This window comes from Providencia sp. UF-183 (genome assembly GCF_058246155.1).
In genome coordinates, this window is the sequence record NZ_JBSICD010000025.1 from 13,527 (window position 1) to 35,921 (window position 22,395).

The window sequence follows — 22,395 nt, forward strand, 5'->3', positions numbered from 1 at the left end:
AGTTAGGGCCATCTCTGACTCCAATTTTATAAGGTAAGGTATGAGCAAAAAAATCATCCTCGATTGTGACCCGGGCCATGATGATGCTATCGCATTATTACTGGCTTACGGTAATCCTGATATCGATTTATTGGCTGTAACGACCGTTGCAGGTAACCAAATCCTTGAAAAAGTCACTCGTAATGCACTGGCAATTGCCGAAATGGCCAAGATCACGGGCATTCCTTTTGCTGCGGGCTCTGTTCGTCCGTTAGTTCGAGATATTGAAGTTGCACCAGATATTCACGGTGATTCAGGGCTAGATGGACCCATTTTACCCACACCAACTTTGCAACTTGATGCAAGGCACGCCGTTTCATTGATTATCGATACCATCATGTCACATCCCCCTAAAACAGTGACATTAGTCCCAACAGGGGCACTGACAAATATTGCACTGGCTGCACGCCTTGAACCGCGTATTGTTGAGCGGGTGAAAGAGGTGGTTTTGATGGGGGGCGGCTACCATGTGGGTAATTGGAGCGCCGTGGCGGAGTTCAATATCAAAATTGACCCTGAAGCGGCGCATATCGTCTTTAATGAAAAATGGCCATTGACGATGGTCGGGTTAGATTTGACCCACCAAGCACTGGCAACGCCTGATATCGTGAAAGAAATTGCGGCGATTGGTAGTGATTGTTCGCAGTTTGTCGTCGAACTGCTGGATTTTTTCGGCAAAATGTACAAACAAGCTCAAGGCTTTGATGCCCCACCTGTTCATGACCCTTGTGCGGTCGCCTATGTGATTGACCCTTCTGTGATGACCACGCAAAAAGTACCTGTGGATGTCGAACTTACGGGTTCGTTAACGCTTGGTATGACGGTTGCTGATTTCCGCCATCCAGCGCCAGCGGATTGCCATACTCAGGTTGCCGTCAAACTGGATCATCAGAAGTTTTGGCAGTTAATTGTGAATGCTTTAAAAAATATTGGATAATCAATGAGTAATGAATTAGAACAATTGCCCTACGAGGCGTTGATTGAACGTAGCATGAATAGCTTGCAAGTGAAAAACCAATTTCATTGTGAGACATGGAAGCTGGATGAGGCTGATTGGTCGGTTGATCAAGACGAAGGCACGATTATCTTTCATGCCCCTGATAACATTATGGCGACAGCGCCTGTGCAGATTATTGGCACTTACGACCAAAGCCAAGGAAGTTGGATGTGGAGCTGGGCAAATACGTCAATTGATAGTGCGCTAGCTCAAGACGCGATTGCGGTAAAAGCTTATGGAGAGCGTAAAGATAATGCGTTACTGACAGCGCGGGTGAGCCAAATCGAAGAATATGATGCGTGGCAATTAACAGCACTCGCGTGCGAGCTAAACCAGCAGCAAGGTGTTTACCGTGGCATTGCTGGGCATACCTTGATTTTTATGACATTTGGTGATGTTTCCCTCCAACAAAACTAGTTTTTTGGTGCCTTGTTGCTACTCAATAAGGCACTTTCGCATCCTCACTAATTAGCTCTATTTTTTATACTTATTTTTTCTAAACGGGAGCTGCCTTATGCTAACAATTGCACTCGACGCTGCAAATTCAGTCAAAAACCTCGCGCTTGATGCTTTCCAAAGCGCAGGGAAATTCGATTACAAACCAGACCGCTCGGTGGTCACTGAAACGGATTTACGTGTTGAAGAACAAATCCGCGAACTATTTGCCAAGCGTACGCCAAACATACCCGTTTTAGGTGAAGAGTTCGGTTTTACTGGGGAGCAAAAATTTACCTCAGGCTGGGTGATTGACCCAATTGATGGGACTCGTGCATTTATCTATGGCGTACCACTGTTTAGTACTTTGATTGCGTATGTGGAAAACGGTGAACCATTACTCAGCGTGATCAGCTTCCCTGCGATTTCGACTATGGTATATGCATCCCAAGGAGAAGGGTGCTGGATAGATACCAGCGGGCAGCCGTTACGGCAGTTAACATTAGGGCAAGATTCGCCAAAATCACTTTCAAACTCTGTGATTAGTGCATCGGGTATCCATAGTAGCAGCTACAACCGCCGTGAGGGCACGCATGCGTATAACCTCGATGCGGTGGTGGGGAAAGCTCGTGATTTTATTTTCGCTAACGATGCGTACCAGCATGCAATGGTTGCAGCAGGGCGTATTCATGGCGCGATTGATACCATTATGAAGCCATGGGACAGTGCCGCGTTAATTCCCTGTATTCGTGAAGCGGGCGGTGAAGTTTGTGCACTTAATGGCGAACGAGATCAAGCCATGTTTGCGGGGAGCCTTTTGTCTGCCGCTAGCCCTGAGCTCGCAGACCAACTCATTGAATTGCTCAATAGCTAATCATCAATGGCGGGGTTGGTTTACCTCGCCATATCGTTGTCCATGATTCTGACCCTTCTATTTTCCTTCATCATTAAATTAAAACTAAGTGATTTTACTTGTTCAATTTATTTGAGAAAGATAAGCGATTTTATTAGCTTTAACTCAAATAACCTTTGGGGCTATGATACATCCATCGAAGGCAACACGGGTTGCCTCCCCAAATAAACACTGAAGGAATTATATTATGAACATGTTTAAAACTCTGATGGCAGCTTCTGTATTATCTATGATGGCATTTGGTGCTTCAGCAGCAACCTTAACTGCAACAAGCGATACGCTAGACTCAGCCGAAGCGATTATTGCCGCTAAAGCAAAAGCAGCAGGTGCAGATAGCTACACAATTACCAGTGCTCGTATGGGTAATGTCGTCACGATGAGTGCAGAAACCAAATAATTTGGTGAATAGATGGACTCGTTGAAATATTTTATCTGAGTTTCGAGGTGAGTGTTGTCCTATTAGTGCAATCTAAATAAGGTGACTAAAAACTCAGTTAAAAACGTTCTATGCCCCCTGATAGCGGAGAGATCCCTATCGGGGTATTTTTTTATATAAATCAATACGTAAATTGATCTGCTTGAGTGTGCATCACATCTAAGAATGTCTATGTTATAATGCTGCACTTTCTCGGCTCCTTGTTATATAGAGCTACCTAATCGCTTTTAACACACAAGAACACCATGCAGCAAAATACACCAAAACAAGGTTATCAAAATTTAAACCGCTTTTCCGTTGCGCCTATGCTCGATTGGACAGACCGCCATTGCCGCTATTTCCATCGCTTATTAAGCAAAAATACCTTGTTGTACACCGAAATGGTGACAACGGGGGCTATCATCTATGGAAAGGGAAATTACCTTGCGTTTAGTGAAGAAGAGCACCCTGTTTCATTGCAACTGGGTGGTAGCGACCCTGCGGCGTTAGCCCAATGCGCTAAGCTTGCTGAAGAACGCGGTTACGATGAAATTAATTTAAATGTAGGTTGCCCATCTGACCGTGTGCAAAATGGCCGTTTTGGTGCGTGCTTGATGGGGGATGCGCAGTTAGTAGCGGATTGCATAAAAGCAATGCAAGACGTGGTATCCATTCCTGTAACGGTTAAAACTCGTATTGGTATTGATGAGCAAGATAGCTACGAATTTTTGTGTGATTTTATCGAGACTGTTTCTAGCAAGGGCGGCTGTGAAATGTTTATTATCCATGCACGCAAAGCATGGTTATCTGGCCTAAGCCCAAAAGAAAACCGCGAAATCCCTCCTTTAGATTACCCCCGTGTTTACCAATTAAAGCGTGATTTTCCGCATTTAACCATGGCGATTAACGGTGGCATTAAAACGCTGGAAGAAGCAAAAGAACACCTTCAATATTTAGATGGCGTGATGGTGGGGCGCGAAGCGTATCAAAACCCGTCTATTTTAACAGCGGTTGATAACCAATTGTTTGGTGAGCACTTTCCTGTGACAAATGGCATTGATGCTGTGCGGGCGATGTACCCGTATATTGAAAGTGAATTGGCTAAGGGCGCTTATTTAGGCCATATGACACGCCATATGTTAGGTATTTTCCAAGGTATCCCAGGGGCTCGCCAATGGCGTCGCCATCTAAGTGAAAACGCTCACAAAAAAGGCGCTGACTTAGCAGTGGTTGAGCAGGCTTTGGAGTTTGTAACTCGCGGTGAATAGCAGGTTGGCTACAAAGAAAAAGCGCCTAAATAGGCGCTTTTTTTGAATGACGAGAAAGCCATTACGGGATCAACAAGCTTGATCCTTGGGTTTTTCTCGACTCAATAGTGGTGTGGGCTGTTTGCGCGTCTTTCAGGGCAAAAATTTGCGATTGCGGTACATCCACATTCACATTGCCACTTAAAATCATATCAAACAACGCATTACTGGCTTGGTCTAGCTCAGCACGGTTAGTGACATACACCCCCAAAGATGGGCGAGTGACGTATAAGCCGCCTTTTTGGTTGAGAATACCCAAATTCACCCCTGTCACAGGGCCCGAGGCATTACCAAAACTCACCATCAACCCGCGACGTTTCAGTGAATCTAAAGAGGCAAGCCATGTAGATTGACCTACAGAATCGTATGCCACACTGACTTTTTCGCCTTGTGTGATCTCTTTAACGCGCGCCGCAATGTCCTCGGTTTGGTAGTTAATCACATCCCATGCGCCCGCTTCTTTTGCACGTAATGCTTTATCCGCAGAACCCACAGTACCAATCATTTTTGCGCCAAGTGCTTTTGCCCATTGGCAGGCAATTAAGCCCACACCACCTGCGGCAGCGTGGAACAAAAACACTTCATCACGTTGGAGTTGATATGTTTGATGGAATAAATAGTAGACTGTCATTCCTTTGAGTGAGCTCGCCGCGGCTTGTTCAAAGGTAATACCATCGGGTAAGTGGGCAACAGCGTGCTCCGGTACATTGTGCACTTCGCTGTATGCACCCAGTGGACCTTGGGCGTACACCACGCGGTCACCGGGTTTGAAACCTGTGACGTGGGCACCTGTTTTGACGACCACACCAGCCGCTTCAGTGCCGAGGCCACTGGGTAATTTGGCCACAGGGTAGAGGCCGCTACGAACGTAGGTGTCGATAAAATTGATGCCGATTGCGCGGTTTTCGATTTGAATTTCGTTATCGGCAGGTGCGGTTGGGGAATAATCTACAAAGTTTAGAACGTCAGCGCCACCATGCTGCGCGAACTCGATACGTTTTGCCATGACAATCTCCAATAAGGACCATTCAGTTTCGTTTACAATATCAATCGTTTTACTATAACGCCATGTTTCAATCAGAAGAATTATTGGTTTGTGCTTTTTGTTGAAAACGTTAGCAGGCAATTCTCTCGCCTGAAAGCGCAAAGAAAGCCACAACAAAAATCAGATTGGCGTATACTAGAAGCTGTTCGTTAATTATAGACTTGGAAGCAAATGTATGGCTAAAAAACCCTCATCGAATTTTAAAACAGATGCCCCACGGGACCACCAAATGGAAGGTTTGAAACTTCCCCCGCACTCTCTTGAGGCGGAGCAATCTGTTTTAGGCGGTTTGATGTTGGATAACGAACGCTGGGATACCGTCTCTGAACGGGTCACACACGCTGACTTTTTTAGCCGTCCTCACCGCACGATTTTCTCGCAGATGCAAATATTGCTAGAGCGGGGCAAGCCTATCGACTTAATTACCTTGTCAGAATCGTTAGAGCAAGAAGGTGAGCTTGATAGCGTCGGGGGCTTTGCCTACCTAGCTGAGTTATCAAAAAACACGCCAAGTGCGGCGAACATCAATGCTTATGCGGATATCGTTCGCGAACGTGCTGTTGTGCGTGACATGATTTCTGTTGCTAATGAAATTGCAGATGCGGGTTACGACCCACAAGGGCGTAGCAGTGAAGACTTGCTGGATTTAGCGGAAAGCAAAGTTTTCCAAATCGCGGAATCGCGCGCGAACAAAGATGAAGGGCCAAAAGGTATTGAAGCCATTTTGTCCGAAACGGTTGAAAAAATTGAGCAGCTCTACCAGCAACCTCATGATGGGGTGACAGGGGTTTCTACAGGTTATCAAGACCTTGATAAAAAAACCGCAGGGTTACAAGGCTCAGATTTAATTATCGTGGCAGCACGTCCATCTATGGGTAAAACCACCTTTGCGATGAACTTGTGTGAAAATGCGGCAATGACAGAAGAAAAGCCGGTGTTAATTTTCAGTTTAGAGATGCCCGGTAACCAGATCATGATGCGTATGCTCGCGTCACTTTCGCGCGTTGACCAAACGCGTATTCGTACTGGCCAATTAGACGATGAAGATTGGGCGCGTATTTCCAGTACCATGGGTATTTTGATGGAAAAGCGCAACATGTACATTGATGACTCATCCGGTCTGACACCTACAGAGGTGCGTTCCCGTGCGAGGCGTATTTACCGTGAACACGGTGGCTTAAGCCTGATCATGATTGACTACCTTCAGTTAATGCGTGTTCCTTCGCTCTCCGATAACCGTACCCTTGAAATTGCCGAGATCTCGCGCTCGCTCAAAGCCTTAGCGAAAGAGCTTAATGTGCCTGTGGTGGCGTTATCACAGCTTAACCGTAGCCTTGAGCAACGTGCGGATAAACGCCCAGTTAACTCCGACTTGCGTGAATCAGGGTCTATCGAGCAGGATGCGGACTTAATCATGTTTATCTACCGTGATGAGGTTTACCACGATAACAGCGAGCTCAAAGGGGTTGCGGAGATTATTTTAGGTAAGCAACGTAACGGGCCGATTGGTACGGTAAGGTTGACGTTTAACGGGCAGTGGTCGCGCTTTGATAACTACGCGGGGCCTGCGTATAACGATGAAGACTAAATACTCGTCATATTTTGCGCTGTCGCGGTGTTGGCTACACTCAGCTACGCGGGTCACATACTTGTGTATGCTCCCCGCGATATCTTCGTTTGCCGCCTAGCGACAACTCAAACTATTTAGAGTATTAAAATTAAATGATCCATAAAAATAAAAAAACTATCGAATGGAAATTGATATTTTTTAGCGTATAACAAAGAGAGAATATATTGAGCTGCCAACGTGCAGCTTAATTTTTGGCCAAATTAGAGAGAAACACACGAGGGGATCATGAAAGCGGCAACCGCATTGATAAACCGCCGCGCTCTGCGACACAACTTGCTACGGGTGAAAGAAATTGCCCCAAATAGCCAACTGATTGCAGTTGTTAAAGCAAACGCTTATGGTCATGGGTTAGTTGGAGTGGGAAGTGCAGTGGAAGCGTTGGTGGATGGCTTTGGCGTGGCAAGGTTGAATGAGGCTTTGCTACTGCGCCAACATGGCATCACAAAACCCGTTGTCTTGCTGGAAGGTTTTTTTGAGCAAGCAGACCTCGAGTTGATGGCTGAGCACAAAATTGACACTGTTATCCATTGTGTTGAACAGCTTGAAATGCTTGAAGCGGCTAAGTTACCGCATTCCCTCAAAGTTTGGATGAAATTGGATACTGGGATGCACCGCCTTGGTGTATTGCCAAAAGACGCTGAGGATTTTTATCAACGCCTACAACGCTGCCAAAACGTTGAATTACCTATCAATATAGTGAGCCACTTCTGCCAAGCAGATGCACCACACTTACCAACCACTCAGCATCAAATCGACTGTTTTAAACAGTTTATTGCAGGCAAAGAGGGTGAAAAGTCCATTGCGGCATCCGCTGGTATCCTATTATGGCCTGAAGCTCACTATGACTGGGTTCGTCCCGGCATCATGATGTATGGCGCTTCTCCTCAAGAAGGAAAAAGTGCAGCAGATTTCGGCTTACAGCCAGTCATGACTTTAAAATCCACCTTAATCGCAGTGAGAGAACATTCAGCAGGCCAATGTGTTGGCTATGGTGAAACGTGGTGTAGTGAGAAAGATACTCACCTTGGGGTTGTTGCCATTGGTTATGGGGATGGCTATCCACGTAATGTGCCCTCTGGGACGCCAGTATTAATTAATGGGCGAAAAGTGCCGATTATTGGCCGTATTTCGATGGATATGACTGTCGTGGATTTAGGGCTAAACGCCACCGATAAAGTGGGTGATGACGTAGTTTTATGGGGGAATGGACTGCCAGTTGAAGAAATTGCCGCACAAACGGGCATTATCAACTATGAGTTACTCACCAAATTGACCTCACGTGTTGCGATGGAATATGTAGACGAATAGTCAACAAAGGGTTATTTTCAAGTAACAACGTAATAACCACGCTGAATAACGTAATGAGCGCTGACATCATAAGCGCCAAATAATGATTAGGAGATGTCCTGTGTTTGAACATGTTGATGCTTATCCGGGCGACCCAATTTTGTCGTTAATGGATGAATTTAATAAAGACACTCGCAATAACAAAATTAATTTGAGTATTGGTCTTTACTACGATGGCGAAGGTAAAACGCCTGAGCTGGCAACGGTGGGTACCGCTAAAGCGTCACTTAACAAGTTACCAGCAAGTGCCTCTTTGTATTTGCCAATGGAAGGTTTAAAAGATTACCGTCTTGAACTGCAAAAACTGGTATTTGGTGAAGATTGCCCGCTGATTGCACAAGAGCGTATTGCAACAGTGCAAACCATTGGCGGCTCAGGTGCATTAAAAATCGGCGCAGATTTCTTACATCAATATTATCCTGACTCAGAAGTTTGGTGCAGTGACCCAACGTGGGAAAACCATGCCTCTATTTTCTCAGGTGCGGGCACAAAAGTTCATTATTACCCATACTTTGATGAAAAAACTAAAGGCGTTAAATTCGATGAAATGCTCGCAACGTTCAAGAAATTGCCAGCAAATAGTATCATTTTAATGCACCCATGCTGCCATAACCCAACCGGTTCTGACTTAACGCCAGCGCAGTGGGATGAAGTCACGAAAGTGGCGATTGAACACAAACTGATCCCATTCTTAGACATTGCTTACCAAGGTTTTGCTGAAGGTATCAATGAAGATGCTTATGCGATTAGAGCGATGGTCAAAGCGGGCTTAACCGTATTTGTCAGCAATTCATTCTCTAAAATCTTTGGTATCTACGGCGAGCGTGCGGGTGGGTTATCGGTTATTTGTGAAAATACCGATGAGCGCGACCGCGTATTAGGCCAGCTTAAAGCGGGTGTACGCCGTTTATATTCTAGCCCGCCATCTAATGGGGCAAAAATTGTGGCTGCGGTGCTGACCAACAGTGCAGAAAAAGCAAAATGGTTAGCAGAAGTAGAAGAAATGCGTTTACGTATTTTAGACATGCGTACTGTGCTGGTGGATGAGCTGAAAAAAGCGTTACCAACCAAAAACTTCGACCATTTATTGAAACAGCGCGGAATGTTCAGTTATACCGGTTTCACTAAAGAACAGGTGGCTCGCCTAAAAGATGAGTTTGCAGTGTATTTAGTGGGCACAGGCCGTGTATGTATGGCAGGCGTCAACCGTCATAATGTAAAACGTATCGTTGAGGCATTTGCTGCGGTTAGCCAGTAATTATCTGCTAATTGAATATGTTGTTGATTATCGAAACGCAGGTTAAGGCCTGCGTTTTTTTATGTCTAAGATCGCATGTTGCGACAAAATGTTGCATTTTGGTTTGGGTGATGTATGATTGACCTACCTGCAAGCGACACGATCTGTTGTCTGATATTGTTCAGAATATGAAAAGGTTGCAATATCATCATGACGTGAAACCCATTATGTTCAGTATTTAGTAACATAATGATATTTATAAAATAAACCTTTTGTGAGTAGGTGAAAAATTATGGCGATTTCAGTTCGATTAGATGATGATTTCGTATCTGAAGCTAAAATTCATGCAGAAGCGAAAAGCAGAAGTGTTCCAAAACAAATTGAACATTGGGCAAAAATAGGCCGGATAGCTGAAGATAACCCTGATTTGTCTTACCGCTTTATTGAAGAGATGTTATTGGCTCAGGTTGAGGTCGAGAACAACAAGGTATCTCGATATGTTCGAAAAACAAAACGAGATTGAAGTTTATCAATCAGCTCGGTTCGAAAAAGTACTCAAGAAAATGCCAGAGAACGATTTAAAAGTCGTTGAGGATGAAATCGATCGTATTATTGACAATCCATTGATTGGCGAGCTAAAAAAAGGTGACCTTGATTATTTACGTGTTCACAAATTTAGGCTCAATGAATTGGTGGTATTATTAGGATATTCGTGGGTTTCATCGCGGTTGGCGCTATACCTTTTGAGTATTGGCTCACATGAAAATTATGATGAAAAACAAAAGAAGCAGACAAAAAGTGATTTAAAATTAATCAAGTAAAAAGGAAGCCACTAATGACTTCCTTTTTGTTATTTTGTTTTAATAGCCGCGTTCTAAAATGGTTTTTAAGAACCTTGAAGTATGGGATTTCTCACATTCAGCCACTTCTTCTGGTGTACCTGCAATGAGAATTTCACCACCGCCACTGCCCCCTTCTGGACCTAAATCAACAATCCAGTCTGCTGTTTTAATCACATCAAGGTTATGTTCAATGACCACAATGGTGTTGCCTTGGTCACGTAACTGATGCAGTACGACTAAAAGCTGTTGGATATCCGCAAAGTGTAGGCCTGTCGTTGGCTCATCTAGAATATAAATAGTTTGCCCAGTACCGCGTTTGGAAAGCTCCTTCGCCAGCTTAACACGCTGTGCTTCACCACCTGATAACGTGGTCGCTGATTGGCCAAGGCGAATATAGGATAAACCCACATCCATCAAGGTTTGCAGCTTACGAGCAAGAGCAGGAACCGCATCAAAGAATTCACGAGATTCTTCGATAGTCATATCGAGAACTTCATGAATGCTCTTACCTTTGTATTTGATTTCTAAGGTTTCGCGGTTATAACGCTTGCCTTTACATTGGTCACACGGTACGTAGACATCGGGTAAGAAGTGCATCTCAACCTTGATAACGCCATCACCCTGACAGGCCTCACAGCGCCCACCTTTCACGTTGAAGCTAAAACGACCCGGGTTATAACCACGAGTACGGGACTCTGGTACCCCTGCAAATAATTCACGAACTGGCGTAAACACACCGGTATAAGTCGCAGGGTTAGAACGCGGTGTTCGCCCGATTGGGCTTTGGTCAATATCGATGACTTTATCGAAATGTTCCAAGCCTTCAACATCTAAATAAGGTGCAGGGGTAATGGTGGTTGCCCCATTGAGTTGGCGCTGGGCAATTGGGAATAATGTGTCGTTAATCAGTGTCGATTTCCCTGAGCCAGATACGCCCGTAATACAGGTAAATAACCCGACTGGCACTTTTAATGTCACATTTTTCAGGTTGTTACCTTTTGCGCCAAATACCGTCAGCATTTTGTCCTTATTGACAGGAACACGCTGCTTCGGAATTTCAATTCGTCGCTCGCCACTTAAGAACTTACCTGTTAAGGAATCTGGGTTAGCCACGATATCTTCTAATGTACCTTGGGCAACAATTTGACCACCATGCACACCGGCACCTGGGCCGATATCAATCACATGATCGGCAGCGCGAATGGCGTCTTCATCGTGCTCTACGACGATCACGGTATTGCCTAAATCACGCAAGTGGATCAAGGTTTCTAGCAGGCGATCGTTATCCCGTTGATGCAGACCAATAGAAGGCTCATCAAGCACATACATCACACCGACTAAACCTGCACCAATTTGGCTGGCAAGGCGAATACGCTGCGCTTCACCACCCGACAAGGTATCGGCAGAGCGTGACAAACTTAAGTAGTTTAAGCCAACGTTAACTAAGAATTTAAGGCGGTCACCAATTTCTTTCAGCACTTTTTCGGCGATTTGTGCGCGTTGCCCACTGAGTTTTAAGTTTTGGAAAAACTCCATGGCATGGCCGATGCTGTAATCCGCGATTTCTGGTAACGTGGTGTTTTCAACAAACACAAAGCGCGCTTCTTTACGTAAACGCGTTCCATTACAGGAAACACAAGGGCGGTTACTGATGTATTTCGCCAGTTCTTCACGAACTGCGGTGGATTCCGTTTCTTTATAACGGCGCTCCATATTATTGAGAACACCTTCGAATGGATGGCGGCGAACGGTAATATCACCGCGATCATTACGATATTTAAACTCAATGGTTTCTTTGCCTGAGCCGTACAAAATAATTTTTTGCACTGCTGGGCCGAGTGAATCATAAGGGGCTTCAACATCAAACTTATAGTGTTCAGCCAATGACATCAGCATCTGGAAATAATAAAAGTTACGGCGATCCCAACCGCGAATAGCGCCGCCAGCTAAAGAAATTTCGGTATTTTGCAGTACGCGTTCAGGGTCAAAAAATTGCTGAACCCCTAAGCCATCACAGCTTGGGCAAGCACCTGCGGGGTTATTAAAGGAAAACAGGCGCGGTTCTAATTCCACCATGCTATAGCCACAAACGGAGCACGCGAAATTAGCAGAGAAGACCAGTTCTTCTGCTTGTGGGTCGTCCATATCGGCAACAACGGCGGTACCACCAGAAAGCTCTAGCGCAGTTTCAAATGACTCAGCTAAACGTTGGGCAATGTCATCACGAATTTTGAAACGATCCACCACGACTTCAATGGTGTGCTTTTTCTGTAATTCAAGTTTAGGGGGATCAGAAAGATCGCAAACTTCCCCGTCAATTCTTGCACGGATATAGCCTTGGCTCGCTAAGTTATCGAGTAATTTAACGTGTTCCCCTTTACGCTCTTTAACGACAGGCGCAAGCAGCATCATGCGGCGATCCGTTGGCTGCGCTAAAACATTATCAACCATTTGGCTGACGGTTTGTGCCGCTAATGGAATGTCATGATCAGGGCAACGAGGCTCACCTACCCGCGCAAACAATAACCGCAAGTAGTCATGAATTTCAGTGATTGTTCCCACTGTAGAACGTGGGTTATGAGAAGTGGATTTTTGCTCAATCGAAATCGCAGGAGATAGCCCTTCAATATGGTCTACGTCAGGCTTTTCCATTAAGGAGAGGAACTGCCGAGCGTAGGCTGATAGGGACTCAACATACCGGCGCTGACCCTCAGCATATAGGGTGTCAAAGGCTAAAGATGATTTTCCTGAGCCAGACAAACCCGTGATAACAATCAGCTTGTCACGAGGGATAACGAGATTGATGTTCTTCAGATTATGCGTGCGTGCGCCGCGGACTTCGATATTATCCATTTACCACTTCCCGGATGATTTGATATTGAACAATCGCAAGCGATCATTATCACATAATTTTCCCTGAATGGATATACAGTGGTCGTTATATTTTCCTACTCGTCAGATTTCAACCCACAGCGGTGTTGGCTGCGCTCAGCTACGCAGGTCACATACTTATGTATGCTCCCTGCGATATCTTTGCTTGCCGCCTAGCTGTGAATTGAACTATTTAGAGTAGGACGTTTTAATGATGAAATTGGAAAACAAAAGCCAGAATTTATCGAAAAGATAGATGCGGTGTGTATTATTTTTTGTCTATACTGGCAAAAGCACTCTAGAATTTCACTTAACTCTGGAAAGCGTTTCGCAAGTTTAGAGACGCAATTTCAATTGTTGGTGCAAATCGGCTCGGTCGTTGGTAAACTTCAGGGCTAATCCAGAGATTAAAATTCAATGCATCAGGAGTAATAAATGGCCAGCAGAGGCGTAAATAAAGTAATTCTTATCGGTAACCTAGGGCAAGATCCTGAAATCCGTTATATGCCTAACGGCGGAGCGGTGGCAAACCTGACTCTGGCAACTTCTGAAAGCTGGCGCGACAAGCAAACTAACGAGATGCGCGAAAAAACAGAATGGCATCGCGTGGTAATTTTCGGCAAATTAGCTGAAGTTGCAGGTGAATACCTGAAAAAAGGTTCACAAGTCTATATCGAAGGTTCTTTGCAAACGCGTAAATGGCAAGATCAAAGCGGTCAAGATCGCTACACAACTGAAGTGGTTGTGAACATTGGCGGCTCAATGCAAATGTTAGGTGGTCGTGGCGGTGATGCACCATCACAAGGTCAAGGTGGTCAAGGTGGTTGGGGCCAACCTCAGCAGCCACAAGCGGCACAACAATTCAGTGGCGGCGGGGCACCAGCACGCTCACAAGCACCAGCTCCACAAACTAATGAACCACCAATGGATTTCGATGACGATATTCCATTCTAATTCGTTACTGTAATAAGCTAACAATATTAAAGGCTTCCTAGAGAGGCCTTTATTTTATCTAAAAATCACATTTAAAATATTAGCTGATAATAAAGTTTTTTATTAGAATATTAAAATAAAAAAAATTTAAAACCTTAAGGAATTATTAATTTTAAATTAAGAAATTTTTAATTGGTAATTTAAATAATAAAAAAGCCCCAGTAATTAACTTACGTGGGGCTTTGTATTGAAGGTGGAATAAAAAGGGTAAGTGCAAATTGTATTTTCATATTGCGTATCAGGCTACTTTGGGTTCCAGTAGTAAAGGGTCATTTTGACTTTCACCGGAAATTCGGTAGATTGACGGCGATGTGCCTAAATAAGCACGGAATCGCTTTGCAAAAGATTGTTGGGAGTCAAATTGGTATTTTAATGCAATATCAATTACTTGTAGTTCTGTGGTGCAGAGGTCTTTTGCTGCCTCACAAATCCGTCTTCGGCGAATATATTCACCTAAGGGCATACCAACAACCTTACGAAATACTCTTTGTAAATGCCATTTTGTATATCCAGATTTTAGTGCGATGTCATCCAGTAATAGGCGACTAGTTAAGTTCATTTCAATCCAAACGATTATTTCATTAACAACTGTAGATTGAAACTCTGTGTATTTCCCATTATAGGGAACAGGGATTTCTTTATACATAATGTTTTTCCTACGAGTTACTTTTTAATCATATCCCTCATTAAGTAAACCGCCAATAAATAAATACTAAACAAGTGCAAATACAGGCTGTTAATTTGTTAAATGGCATTAATAGCGAATTTAAATTAATCTTTAACCAGTAGTGTTTGCCTTAAGATAATATATTTATCAATAAACGCGTAAATGAGTAATAATTGAGCTTCTATCCTACGGTAAACAAGATAATGATAAGGATCGAAGCTGTTTATGTTGATCAGTGTGTTGGGATATATTTTTTGAGGCCCCAAAAACTGATAAAGATAGCGAGTGAAACCACGATGGATAACATATTCATTGCTTGCCATCCGAAGGTGAAAAAGAGTACGCCAGCCGCTAAACTACCGACACCACCAAAAAAGTAGATTAGAAAATCGGTCATTCCTTGCACTTTTGCTCTTTCATGCGCTTCATAGCTGTGTGGCAGTAAATTAGTCGTACTGATTAAAATTAAATTCCAAGCCACGCCAACAAAAATACCAGATAACAAATAGTGATAAAAATCATTACCCAATAAGTTCATCACCGCAGATAAAATTAATAAAATGATGCCACATAAAATAATGCGTTTTGCTCCTAAATGGTGAATTAATGTCCCTGTAAAAAATGAGGGAGCAAACATACCCAATACGTGAAACTGAAACACAATTGCGATTGATGAAAAAGGAAAACCATGTTGCTTCATCGATAGCGGAATAGAGGCAAAAGTAAAGACAACAATGGCATAGCCAATGGCACTGACAATTGCGATTAATTTCAGTATTGGCTGTGAATACAATGCTTTATAACTTCGTTTTATTACGTTTTCATCGTGTGGTGCTTTCACCACTTTTTTCAGGGGCACGATGAGCAATAAAATAAATGCGATAACATAAATACCCGCTAATGTGATGAAAGGGCCTGCAAACGGATACTTTGCAAAAAATCCTTGGGTCGTAATAGCCAGTGTTGGGCCAATTAAGGCAGCGGCAATACCGCCACTCATCACAAGGCCAATCGCTTTCGCCCGTAAGGAAACAGGGGCTTCTTCTATAGCGGCAAAACGAAATTGTTGTGCAGTTCCAATCGCAATGCCGGTGAAAAATAAGCCGACAGAGAAATAGAATAAATTACTTTCTAAAACACCAATAATGGACAGGCCTGCACCAATTAGCCCGCCAATATTCCCGATAATAAACCCAATTCTTCTCGAATATTTTTGCATCAAAAAGGCAATGGGAATTGTTGCCAGTATTAAGCCAACATACTGACTTAATAGGGGAATGGTTGCATGTTTTGGGTCGATTGCGAGGTTTTCACCAATGACCACGGCAACGGAAAGAACAATGGCATTCCCTGTTATAAATAATGCAAGTGTGATGGCTAACCACCAGACAGACCTTGGCATAGAAACCTCTTTCTTATAAAAAATAATAAAATCAATTTATTAGGTATGATTTTTGTTTGAGTACTGATGCTCTGAGCTTCTATGCTACAACTTCAAGTTGACTTGAAGTCAAGTGATAAAGTAAGCCTTAATGCAATAGTCGATAAAACTTAATTTTGGCTAAAATTGAGTTAATAGTGTTGATTTTATTGAGTGTGATGATGCTCTCATTTAAGAGGGATGAGGGCTGGAAAACGAAAAAATGATTGTCAGGATAAAAAAATTATGTTTTCTTAAAGGGAGTTAAGAAAACAACGAACAATTAAACAGACAGACTAAAACAGGAAAAACCCGTGAACATGACTTTTAATCACTCAAACCTACTACTAACCGCGCCACGTGCTGCGGTGGTCGTGCGTGTGGTGGTGGTCGTGGGCTTAGCGCCGTAACGGGTACAAATCAACGCAGATTTAGAAACCCCGCCGGCGCAAACCGAGCGGGGTTTTTTATTCACTCTCGCTCAAATCCGCAGGCTAGCAAAGGATAATTATGATGAGCGAATCGGGCAACACATCACCACAGAAAACCCGTTTTACGGGCGCAGAATTAATAGTATATTTACTGGAAAAACATGGCATTACCACTGTTTCGGGTATTCCTGGCGGGGCAGCTTTGCCTTTTTACGACGCACTAGGAAAAAGTAAAAAAATTCGCCATATTCTTGCTCGTCATGAGCAAGGGGCTGGGTTTATTGCTCAAGGCATTGCTCGTACAACGGGTAAAGCTGCGGTGTGTATTTCGTCAAGTGGCCCTGGGGCAACCAATTTAGTGACCGCTATTGCTGACGCAAAATTGGATTCTATCCCGTTGGTTTGTATTACGGCACAGGTACCCTCTTCGATGATAGGAACTGACGCGTTCCAAGAAGTTGATACTTATGGTATTTCTATTCCAGTTACCAAACATAACTACTTGGTTCGCAGCATAAATGATTTGCCGCAGGTGATTTGTGATGCTTTTCGTATTGCTGAATCAGGTCGTCCGGGGCCAGTTTGGATTGATATACCGAAAGATGTTCAAACCGCGACCATAGAATTAACTGAGATACCTGAAGTTTTACCGAAAGACAAAGCGCCAACATTTGATATGGAAAAAGTGATCCAAGCGGCACAGATGATCAACGAAGCCAAACGTCCAGTGTTGTATTTTGGTGGTGGTGTAATCAGCTCTGCATCGACAGAAACGGCGATTGCATTTGCGGAAAAAGCCTCTTTGCCTACAACCATGACCTTGATGGCATTGGGGACTGTCCCTATGCGACATCCATTGTACTTAGGGATGCTTGGGATGCATGCCGCAGCAAGTACCAATATGGTGATGGAAGAATCGGATTTACTGATTGTTATTGGGGCTCGTTTTGACGATAGAGCCATCGGAAAAGCCGAAAAATTTTGCCCTAATGCCAAAATTATTCACGTTGATATCGATAAAGCGGAAATCAGTAAAATTAAGCGCCCAGACATTGCTATCCATGCAGACGCAGGGCAAATTTTAGAATTATTGCTGCCATTGGTTGAGCGAAATACGCGAAGTGAATGGATCAAACGAGTTGATGAGCTAAAAGAAAAATACCCATTAAACTTGAGTGAAGCAGATAACCCATTAAACCACTATGGGCTGGTGTTAGCAGCCGCCCGCGCTGCGGGTGAGGATGCCATTGTCACGACAGATGTTGGCCAGCATCAAATGTGGGCTGCGCAGGTATATCCGTTATCTCGTCCCCGCCAATGGCTGACTTCAGGTGGCTTAGGGACGATGGGCTTTGGTTTACCTGCTGCGATTGGTGCTGCCTTGGCTGAGCCTGAAAAAACCATCGTTTGTTTTTCTGGTGATGGTAGCCTAATGATGAATATTCAGGAATTAGCGACAGCAGCTGAGCACCAATTAAATATCAAAATTGTTTTGATGAATAACCAAGCGCTGGGCATGGTTCATCAACAACAAGATTTATTTTTTGAAAATCGCATATTTGCTGCAGCTTATCCGTACCAAACTGACTTTATTAAGATAGCGGCAGGGTTTGGTTTACAAACCTGTGATTTGAATAATGAGGCAGACCCTGCAATGGCGCTGGAAGCAGTAATGAATACCAAAGGCCCTTGTTTAATTCATGCCCTGATCGATGTGAATCAGAAGGTATATCCAATGGTTCCACCGGGTGCCGCTAATATTGATATGATTGGAGCGTAATTATGGTACTTGAACATCACCCAATTGCTTTAGAGTTAATTGTTCGTAACCATCCAGGGGTTATGTCACATATTTGTGGCCTGTTTGCGCGCCGAGCATTTAACGTAGATGGTATTCTTTGTATGCCAATTAAGGATAAAGACGAGAGTCGTATTTGGTTATTAGTCCAAAAAGACGAACGCTTATCGCAAATGATTAACCAAGTTGAAAAGCTTGAAGATGTTAGGGAAGTTCGCTTTAGCGATAACCTACAGCTGTTTGAAACAATGCAAAATTATTTGCAGTAATTCTTAAGCTTAGATTTTCAAATAAGCTCATACTTTGGTATGGGCTTATTTTTTAGCCAAATAATATCTAATTCGGGGTTTCTTAAAACGAACGTCGGTGATATAACATCGAAAGATAAATAAAAAGTTTCTCAGTTTACGTTGAAGAATAAAAGGAACAAAAAAGATGCAAAACAATATCTATCTTTCTAATACCTATCTATATGAAATAGAGACAAAGCTAGTTAACCAAGGGATTGACGAAGAAGGGCACTGGGTTGCACTTGAAGAAAATATTTTCCATCCTCAAGGTGGTGGTCAACCTGCGGATACGGCTTGGGTTAATGAGTTTCCCGTTCGGATTAGGAAACAACCGAGTGGGCTAATCGTTGCTTATTTACCTGAAAGTGTCGCTTTCAATACTGAATACAGGGTCATTGCGAAAGTGGATAGTGAGAAACGCCAACGTTATGCTGCACTTCATACCGCAGGGCATTTGCTGAATTGGGAATTACGCCGTTTTGGCTGGATGGCACAAAAAGGGCACCACTTCCCAGATGAATCCAGAGTGGAATTTACCATGATGGAAAATCAGGTAACGCCTTTTGAAGAGCTTGATAGCGCGCAAATTGAAGGCATCATTAATGAAAGCTTACAGAGTGCTCGCAAGGTTGATATAAAGCAAAATGGTGAAATGCGAATAAGTTATATCGACCAAACGGAAGAGATGCCATGCGGGGGAACACATGTTTCTTCATTAGATAGTATTTGCCATTTTTCTATTAAGTCGATGAAATTTAAAAAAGGCACTTTGCGTATCAGCTATGATGCACAGCATGTAACTGCTTAAACACCGTCACTGATATGAGAGTATGTCATTACGACAGTTGCTTGAAGTTCACCATCCATACATAAGTAGGTATGGGGAAAATCGCCGCTAAATGCATAAAAATCCCCTGCTTCTAAGACAACATTTTGCTCGTTGTTTAAGCGTAACATGAGCGAACCTGAGTTAACCATAATATGTTCATGGGTTCCCGTCATGTGAGCAGGGCTGTTAATAATTGCCCCCCGTTTCATTGTTAATTGCCAGATTTCTGAGATATTACCCATGCTGATGCGGAATTTAAATTGTTGAGAATATTCATCTTCATCACTTGGCATTGATTTTACTAAATAAGGGTAGGTCTCATGTTGTCGTGTGAATAAATCACTTAAGGGAAATCGCAGTGCAATCGCGATAGCTTCTAGTGTATCAATGCGTGGGTTTGAGTCACCAGATTCGAGTTTCGATAGTGCTGCTTTCGATATACCGGAAAGACGAGAAAGTTCGTTAAGCGAAAGGTTTCTCGCTTGTCGGAGTAAACGAACTTTTTGGCCGATTTTTATATTAATTTTTTTTTCCATGTTGCGCCTTTCCCTGAACAGTGGTTTATCGTGTTAATTCTACATCACTCAGAGAATCAAATCACATATTCTTGGTTATCCATGTTATTTCAATACGCTATCTGATTTTTTGATAGAGATTTGAATTTTAAAAAATTAAAAAAATAAAACTATTTAATAAATACGATAAAAACTATAGTTTGAGTGTTAAAAACTTTCGGAGTTCAGTACTATGCCGTTTGAATTATTCTCACCAGAAATGGCGATTTGTTTTGCGACATTGTTGTTTGCTTATATTGTTTTTGGAATGGCGGGGTTTGGTTCAGCACTCATTGCTACGCCTGTATTAGCAATGTATTTGCCATTGAATATGATTGTTCCAATTTTGGCTTTAATTGACTTAACAGCTGCTGTGTTAAATTTATTTAAAGATGGAAAAAACGCGGATTATCAGGAAATAAAATGGATAATTCCACTCATGGTAGTGGGAAGTTTAATAGGTGCTGCCATTTTATTAAAAACACGACCCGATATTTTAGTTTTATTATTAGGGATTTTTGTTATTGGTTACGTATTAAATGCTTTTTTTTCAAAAAAAGCCCAAAAACCCTTTTCAAAAGCACTGGTTGTGCCCTTTAGCCTGATTGGGGGCGTTTTTAGCGCATTATTTGGAAGCGGTGGTTTTATTTATGCAATGTATTTATCAAGCCGTATTGAAGATAAACAGCGTTTTCGTATTACCCAAATGACGTTAATTGGCTTTAGTACACTAACCCGCGTGGTGATTTTCCTCGTTATGGGGGTGTATCTTAATCTTGATATTTTATTGATTGCATTAGCATTTTGCCCTGCTATGTTGATTGGAACTTGGGTAGGAAGGCATATTACATTAAAAATCTCTCGTGAAGCCTTTTTGAAAATTATTAATCTCGTTATTTTAGTTTCAGGTATTGCCTTGTTATATCGATATTTCTTTGTTCTTTAATTATAAATTTCGCCTAATAACACAAGTTTATTTTTAAAGATAAATAGCGGAATATAAGCAACATGCTACAATCACCGCTGGCATTATTGGGTTCATACGTAATGCGGCGGTTTTTTATATTATTAATAATTAATTTTATGGAGTTAAAATCTAATTCGTTAATTAAGGATTTAGATTAATACCAAAATGAGCTCTGATAATCAGTGTTTGCAAAATTTTCGACATTCCCCTTCATTTGCTATTTTTACCATTACTACCAGTATTGCCGTTATCGGTATCGTCATTGGGCTAAGTATTCCAATGGTGGCATTGAGATTAAACAATTATGGCGTTAACGAACTCACGATAGGCATTATTTCAGCGGCGCCAGCTTTAGGAATGTTTCTAATAGCTCCTGTTGTACAACGCATTGTGCAATGGTCAGGCAAGCGCAAGGCAATGTTAATTGCCACTATTATTTCAGGTATTAGTTTATTGCCGTTATTAAGCACATTGCCTCTTTGGTTATTATTTCCTTTAAGGTTAATCACAGGGTTAGCAAGTGGTGTCATGATTTGTTTAGGTGAAACATGGATTAATGAGTTATCACCTGAAAATAAGCGGGGCCGAATTTTAGCGATTTACACCACGGTATTCACTGTGAGCCAGCTACTCGGGCCTTCTTTTATTGCTTATTATGGTGTGGAAGATAAATCCCCTTTACTTATTTGTACCCTGATCCACCTTATTTCCGTTGTGTTATTTATCTTAATGGATCAAAAAGTGGGTGATCGTATTGCTGCCTCAGCAGAAAAATCAAATTTTTCCATTATTCAATTTGTGAGAGTTGCTCCGGGAATTTGTGGTGGAATTTTATTTTTCGCTTTTTTTGATGGCACAATTTTGTCCATGTTCCCTATCTATGGAATGGGAATGGGGCACACGGAAGCGGTAGCTGCCTTAATGATTAGTGCGATTTTAGCGGGTGATGCAATTATGCAACTGCCTTTTGGCTGGTTGGCCGACCATATGAATCGAGAGAAACTCTATCGAATTTGTGGTGTTGTGACATTGGCTGCCAGTATTTTACTGCCTTTCACCATCACTCAGCCTTATTTAATTTGGGTATTATTATTTGTGTTGGGTGCAACGGCAGGTGCAATTTATACCATTGCATTGGTGCAAATTGGCCAATATTTTAAAGGGAATGAGCTGATTATTGCGAATGCAGCAGCAGCGATGTTGTGGGGGATTGGCAACTTATCTGGGCCTCTGCTCGCAGGGGTGGCGACATCAATTTCGCCGTCAGGCTTACCTATTTTACTGATTTTGTCTGCCGCTATTTTCTTGTGGTTTACCCGTGAGAAATATAGTGCCCAAGTTACTGAACAAACGACATATTAGTTTTTA

22 protein-coding genes are annotated in these 22,395 nt (G+C 42.7%); 17 read left to right on the plus strand and 5 right to left on the minus strand.

Annotated features, from left to right (window positions below; all coding sequences use genetic code 11):
• Window positions 1–40: 40 nt before the first annotated feature.
• From uriH to dusA, 5 genes are all read left to right on the plus strand, one after another.
• Window positions 41–976 (plus strand): uridine-preferring nucleoside hydrolase UriH, encoded by a 936-nt coding sequence (uriH, locus tag AC4IFT_RS18960; protein WP_490752268.1) that lies wholly within the window; start codon window positions 41–43, stop codon window positions 974–976.
• A 3-nt stretch (window positions 977–979) separates the two neighbouring features.
• Window positions 980–1,453: a DUF6882 domain-containing protein gene (locus AC4IFT_RS18965; protein WP_490737320.1), complete on the plus strand. Its 474-nt coding sequence runs from the start codon at window positions 980–982 to the stop codon at window positions 1,451–1,453.
• Window positions 1,454–1,550: 97 nt separating this feature from the next.
• Window positions 1,551–2,345, plus strand: a complete 795-nt coding sequence (locus AC4IFT_RS18970; protein ID WP_490752270.1) for an inositol monophosphatase family protein — start codon at window positions 1,551–1,553, stop codon at window positions 2,343–2,345.
• Window positions 2,346–2,571: 226 nt separating this feature from the next.
• Window positions 2,572–2,781, plus strand: coding sequence for a YdgH/BhsA/McbA-like domain containing protein (locus AC4IFT_RS18975; protein WP_219245572.1), 210 nt, complete (start codon window positions 2,572–2,574; stop codon window positions 2,779–2,781).
• Window positions 2,782–3,065: 284 nt separating this feature from the next.
• A complete protein-coding gene (gene dusA, locus AC4IFT_RS18980; protein WP_490737325.1) occupies window positions 3,066–4,067 on the plus strand; it encodes a tRNA dihydrouridine(20/20a) synthase DusA in 1,002 nt (333 codons plus the stop codon).
• Between the two features lie 61 nt (window positions 4,068–4,128).
• Here dusA and AC4IFT_RS18985 read toward each other — a convergent pair whose 3' ends face one another.
• Window positions 4,129–5,112 (minus strand): quinone oxidoreductase, encoded by a 984-nt coding sequence (locus tag AC4IFT_RS18985; protein WP_490752272.1) that lies wholly within the window; start codon window positions 5,110–5,112, stop codon window positions 4,129–4,131.
• A 214-nt stretch (window positions 5,113–5,326) separates the two neighbouring features.
• Here AC4IFT_RS18985 and dnaB point away from each other — a divergent pair, with 214 nt between their 5' ends.
• The 5 genes from dnaB to AC4IFT_RS19010 all read left to right on the plus strand — a co-directional run bounded on the left by dnaB (window position 5,327) and on the right by AC4IFT_RS19010 (window position 10,186).
• Complete coding sequence (gene dnaB / locus AC4IFT_RS18990) at window positions 5,327–6,739, plus strand: replicative DNA helicase (protein WP_219245576.1); 1,413 nt, start codon at window positions 5,327–5,329, stop codon at window positions 6,737–6,739.
• A gap of 267 nt (window positions 6,740–7,006) precedes the next feature.
• Window positions 7,007–8,089, plus strand: coding sequence for an alanine racemase (gene alr, locus AC4IFT_RS18995; protein ID WP_490752273.1), 1,083 nt, complete (start codon window positions 7,007–7,009; stop codon window positions 8,087–8,089).
• A gap of 100 nt (window positions 8,090–8,189) precedes the next feature.
• A complete protein-coding gene (locus tag AC4IFT_RS19000; RefSeq protein ID WP_490736749.1) occupies window positions 8,190–9,386 on the plus strand; it encodes an amino acid aminotransferase in 1,197 nt (398 codons plus the stop codon).
• A gap of 271 nt (window positions 9,387–9,657) precedes the next feature.
• Complete coding sequence (locus AC4IFT_RS19005; protein WP_225820729.1) at window positions 9,658–9,888, plus strand: ParD-like family protein; 231 nt, start codon at window positions 9,658–9,660, stop codon at window positions 9,886–9,888.
• Entirely contained in the window at window positions 9,863–10,186 is a 324-nt protein-coding gene (locus AC4IFT_RS19010; protein ID WP_490752275.1) for a type II toxin-antitoxin system RelE/ParE family toxin, read from the plus strand. The genes AC4IFT_RS19005 and AC4IFT_RS19010 overlap by 26 nt, the downstream gene beginning before the upstream one ends.
• 39 nt (window positions 10,187–10,225) lie before the next feature.
• On the opposite strand, the gene uvrA is transcribed toward AC4IFT_RS19010, so the two are convergent.
• Window positions 10,226–13,060, minus strand: coding sequence for an excinuclease ABC subunit UvrA (uvrA, locus tag AC4IFT_RS19015; RefSeq protein ID WP_490736753.1), 2,835 nt, complete (start codon window positions 13,058–13,060; stop codon window positions 10,226–10,228).
• A gap of 453 nt (window positions 13,061–13,513) precedes the next feature.
• Between uvrA and AC4IFT_RS19020 the strand changes: the two genes are divergently transcribed.
• Window positions 13,514–14,032, plus strand: coding sequence for a single-stranded DNA-binding protein (locus tag AC4IFT_RS19020; protein WP_490736755.1), 519 nt, complete (start codon window positions 13,514–13,516; stop codon window positions 14,030–14,032).
• A 277-nt stretch (window positions 14,033–14,309) separates the two neighbouring features.
• On the opposite strand, the gene AC4IFT_RS19025 is transcribed toward AC4IFT_RS19020, so the two are convergent.
• Both AC4IFT_RS19025 and AC4IFT_RS19030 read right to left on the minus strand, forming a co-directional pair.
• The gene (locus tag AC4IFT_RS19025; RefSeq protein ID WP_219245580.1) at window positions 14,310–14,717 is read right to left on the minus strand and encodes a helix-turn-helix domain-containing protein; all 408 of its coding nucleotides are present in this window, start codon (window positions 14,715–14,717) and stop codon (window positions 14,310–14,312) included.
• 253 nt (window positions 14,718–14,970) lie between these two features.
• A complete protein-coding gene (locus AC4IFT_RS19030) occupies window positions 14,971–16,140 on the minus strand; it encodes an MFS transporter (protein WP_490752277.1) in 1,170 nt (389 codons plus the stop codon).
• Window positions 16,141–16,478: 338 nt separating this feature from the next.
• Here AC4IFT_RS19030 and ivbL point away from each other — a divergent pair, with 338 nt between their 5' ends.
• From ivbL to AC4IFT_RS19050, 4 genes are all read left to right on the plus strand, one after another.
• The gene (ivbL, locus tag AC4IFT_RS19035) at window positions 16,479–16,568 is read left to right on the plus strand and encodes an ilvB operon leader peptide IvbL (protein WP_219249565.1); all 90 of its coding nucleotides are present in this window, start codon (window positions 16,479–16,481) and stop codon (window positions 16,566–16,568) included.
• A gap of 103 nt (window positions 16,569–16,671) precedes the next feature.
• Window positions 16,672–18,369: an acetolactate synthase large subunit gene (gene ilvB / locus AC4IFT_RS19040; protein WP_490752301.1), complete on the plus strand. Its 1,698-nt coding sequence runs from the start codon at window positions 16,672–16,674 to the stop codon at window positions 18,367–18,369.
• Between the two features lie 2 nt (window positions 18,370–18,371).
• A complete protein-coding gene (gene ilvN / locus AC4IFT_RS19045) occupies window positions 18,372–18,656 on the plus strand; it encodes an acetolactate synthase small subunit (RefSeq protein ID WP_047756595.1) in 285 nt (94 codons plus the stop codon).
• 166 nt (window positions 18,657–18,822) lie between these two features.
• Window positions 18,823–19,485, plus strand: coding sequence for an alanyl-tRNA editing protein (locus AC4IFT_RS19050; protein ID WP_490752279.1), 663 nt, complete (start codon window positions 18,823–18,825; stop codon window positions 19,483–19,485).
• Here the strand turns inward: AC4IFT_RS19050 and AC4IFT_RS19055 are convergent.
• On the minus strand, window positions 19,482–20,042 hold the full coding sequence (locus AC4IFT_RS19055) for a helix-turn-helix domain-containing protein (protein ID WP_490736761.1): 561 nt from the start codon (window positions 20,040–20,042) through the stop codon (window positions 19,482–19,484). The genes AC4IFT_RS19050 and AC4IFT_RS19055 overlap by 4 nt on opposite strands.
• Before the next feature lie 211 nt (window positions 20,043–20,253).
• On the opposite strand from AC4IFT_RS19055, the gene AC4IFT_RS19060 reads away from it, so the two are divergent.
• Together AC4IFT_RS19060 and AC4IFT_RS19065 are read left to right on the plus strand one after the other, a co-directional pair.
• Window positions 20,254–21,006 (plus strand): sulfite exporter TauE/SafE family protein, encoded by a 753-nt coding sequence (locus tag AC4IFT_RS19060; protein ID WP_490752281.1) that lies wholly within the window; start codon window positions 20,254–20,256, stop codon window positions 21,004–21,006.
• 186 nt (window positions 21,007–21,192) lie between these two features.
• Window positions 21,193–22,389, plus strand: a complete 1,197-nt coding sequence (locus AC4IFT_RS19065) for an MFS transporter (RefSeq protein WP_490736765.1) — start codon at window positions 21,193–21,195, stop codon at window positions 22,387–22,389.
• Window positions 22,390–22,395: the final 6 nt, after the last annotated feature.

Coding starts and splice junctions, on each gene's coding strand:
- AC4IFT_RS19030 (WP_490752277.1), bottom strand. CDS start 16,140: ATGCCAAGGTCTGTCTGGTGGTTAGCCATCACACTTGCATTATTTATA.
- dusA (WP_490737325.1), top strand. CDS start 3,066: ATGCAGCAAAATACACCAAAACAAGGTTATCAAAATTTAAACCGCTTT.
- AC4IFT_RS19005 (WP_225820729.1), top strand. CDS start 9,658: ATGGCGATTTCAGTTCGATTAGATGATGATTTCGTATCTGAAGCTAAA.
- AC4IFT_RS18985 (WP_490752272.1), bottom strand. CDS start 5,112: ATGGCAAAACGTATCGAGTTCGCGCAGCATGGTGGCGCTGACGTTCTA.
- AC4IFT_RS18970 (WP_490752270.1), top strand. CDS start 1,551: ATGCTAACAATTGCACTCGACGCTGCAAATTCAGTCAAAAACCTCGCG.
- ilvB (WP_490752301.1), top strand. CDS start 16,672: ATGAGCGAATCGGGCAACACATCACCACAGAAAACCCGTTTTACGGGC.
- AC4IFT_RS19065 (WP_490736765.1), top strand. CDS start 21,193: ATGAGCTCTGATAATCAGTGTTTGCAAAATTTTCGACATTCCCCTTCA.
- ivbL (WP_219249565.1), top strand. CDS start 16,479: ATGACTTTTAATCACTCAAACCTACTACTAACCGCGCCACGTGCTGCG.
- AC4IFT_RS19050 (WP_490752279.1), top strand. CDS start 18,823: ATGCAAAACAATATCTATCTTTCTAATACCTATCTATATGAAATAGAG.
- AC4IFT_RS19060 (WP_490752281.1), top strand. CDS start 20,254: ATGCCGTTTGAATTATTCTCACCAGAAATGGCGATTTGTTTTGCGACA.
- dnaB (WP_219245576.1), top strand. CDS start 5,327: ATGGCTAAAAAACCCTCATCGAATTTTAAAACAGATGCCCCACGGGAC.
- alr (WP_490752273.1), top strand. CDS start 7,007: ATGAAAGCGGCAACCGCATTGATAAACCGCCGCGCTCTGCGACACAAC.
- AC4IFT_RS19025 (WP_219245580.1), bottom strand. CDS start 14,717: ATGTATAAAGAAATCCCTGTTCCCTATAATGGGAAATACACAGAGTTT.
- AC4IFT_RS19020 (WP_490736755.1), top strand. CDS start 13,514: ATGGCCAGCAGAGGCGTAAATAAAGTAATTCTTATCGGTAACCTAGGG.
- AC4IFT_RS18975 (WP_219245572.1), top strand. CDS start 2,572: ATGAACATGTTTAAAACTCTGATGGCAGCTTCTGTATTATCTATGATG.
- uriH (WP_490752268.1), top strand. CDS start 41: ATGAGCAAAAAAATCATCCTCGATTGTGACCCGGGCCATGATGATGCT.
- ilvN (WP_047756595.1), top strand. CDS start 18,372: ATGGTACTTGAACATCACCCAATTGCTTTAGAGTTAATTGTTCGTAAC.
- AC4IFT_RS19055 (WP_490736761.1), bottom strand. CDS start 20,042: ATGGAAAAAAAAATTAATATAAAAATCGGCCAAAAAGTTCGTTTACTC.
- uvrA (WP_490736753.1), bottom strand. CDS start 13,060: ATGGATAATATCGAAGTCCGCGGCGCACGCACGCATAATCTGAAGAAC.
- AC4IFT_RS19010 (WP_490752275.1), top strand. CDS start 9,863: ATGTTCGAAAAACAAAACGAGATTGAAGTTTATCAATCAGCTCGGTTC.
- AC4IFT_RS18965 (WP_490737320.1), top strand. CDS start 980: ATGAGTAATGAATTAGAACAATTGCCCTACGAGGCGTTGATTGAACGT.